The organism is Streptomyces sp. NPDC090994 (assembly GCF_044768905.1).
Classification (GTDB): domain Bacteria; phylum Actinomycetota; class Actinomycetes; order Streptomycetales; family Streptomycetaceae; genus Streptomyces.
Genome location: NZ_JBIVWS010000056.1, coordinates 1 through 1,643, shown reverse-complemented (window position 1 = coordinate 1,643; position 1,643 = coordinate 1). Strand labels below are relative to the sequence as shown.

At 70.8% G+C, this 1,643-nt stretch carries 1 pseudogene; it reads left to right on the top strand.

Annotated features, from left to right (window positions below):
- Positions 1-18 precede the first annotated feature (18 nt).
- Positions 19-1,643 (top strand): annotated as a pseudogene (locus tag ACIQR3_RS38225) (hypothetical protein); the annotation flags it as partial.

Genomic DNA, 1,643 nt, shown 5'->3' with positions numbered 1-1,643 from the left:
GCCCGCACCCAGTCCTCCATGGACATCATGGAGGCCAAGTGGCAGATCATCGCCGAGCTGATCCGGCTGCTGATCGAGCTGGCCATCATCATGGCCCTGTCCATGTTCACGGGCGGGTCGGCCGCCAGCCAGGCCGCGGTGGCCAAGGCACGCAGCCGGGTGGCGATCCTGACGCTGCTGGACTGGCTGATGAAGCGGACGCATCTGCTGCCGACGCTCACGGAGGCGATCGAAGAGGCGTTCATGACGTTCGCGGTGCGCCTGGCGATGATGCTGGGCGCGCCCAAGGGGCGCCGGCCGGACGGCTTCGACTGGTCGCAGATCGTGCAGGACGGTGTCTTCGGCGCGTTCACCGGCCTCTTCCACGGGTTCCTGAACGACATCGCCAACGGCCTGAAGAACCACTACCGCAACATCTGGGACAGCCGGAACAACCCGTTCAAGGACATCGACGGCAACGGCAACGGCAACGGCAACGGCAACGGCAACAAGTTCAATGACACGTTCGACGACGACCTGCTGAACGACACCCCGAATCCGAGACCGAACCCCAGGCCTGACCCGTCCCCGGACCCGACTCCCACTCCCAAACCCACCCCCACCCCGGACCCGACTCCGGGTCCGGGTCTGGGCGACCGGTTCAAGCACGAGCTGGGGGAGGACATCCACCACTTCCTGACCGAGGGCGGTGCCGAGGCGCTGGCCGAGCTGGCCACAGCGGCCATCTTCCACTTCCCCACCGACGGTCCCATGACGTTCCTGGGCGGCGGACTCAGCGCGGTCAGCGAACGGCACCTGGGCCAGGGCGCGGCGGCGTTCGGCAACAAGTTCAACATCAACCCGCCGCCGGTGGTGAACTCGCCGGTCCCGCCGGACGCGGCGCAGGACGACTCCTCCTCGTCCGACGGCACCTCCCACTCCGGCGACGGCGGCAAGGGCACCGGCACGTCCGGGCCGGTCCCGGCCCCAGGGCCGGTGGCCTCCGCGTCCGGTGGCGGCGACCGCGACGGGCTGGACGGCACGGACCGGCCCCCGACCCAGTCCTCCGACCTGGACGCGGACCTCACCGGGGGCGGGATCGACGGCAACGGCCCGCTGGACACCGACCTGACCGACCTCGACATCAACGGCCTCGACGTCGACGGCCTCGACATCAACGGCCTCGACGTCAAGAGCAGCATCCCGGACATCTCGAACGTCCCGGCCGGCAGCCCCGCCCCGGGACCGGGCGGCACCCGCACCCAGAGCCCCGCCACCGACACCCCGGCACCCGGCACGCCCGAGGGAGACACGCGTACCGGGGACGTCACGCCGAGCGGTGGGGACACGGTGGCCGGCGGGAACACCGTGCCCGGTGGCAATACCGTCACCGGCGGCAACACCGGCACCGGCGGGAACCCGACGGCCACCAGCGGCACCCCCCGGCCCGGCACCACACCCTCCCCACCACAGGGTCAGAACGGCCAGAGCGACGCCCAGGACGTCGACACGACGCCCCCGCAGTCCTCGCCACAGGACTCCGACAGCAACGCCACCACCACCCCCGACAACACCACCACCGGCACGCACACCGGCCCGGCCTCCCAGACCCCGCCGACCACGACCACGACCAGCGACACACCCACACCGGTCAGCACCGTCCA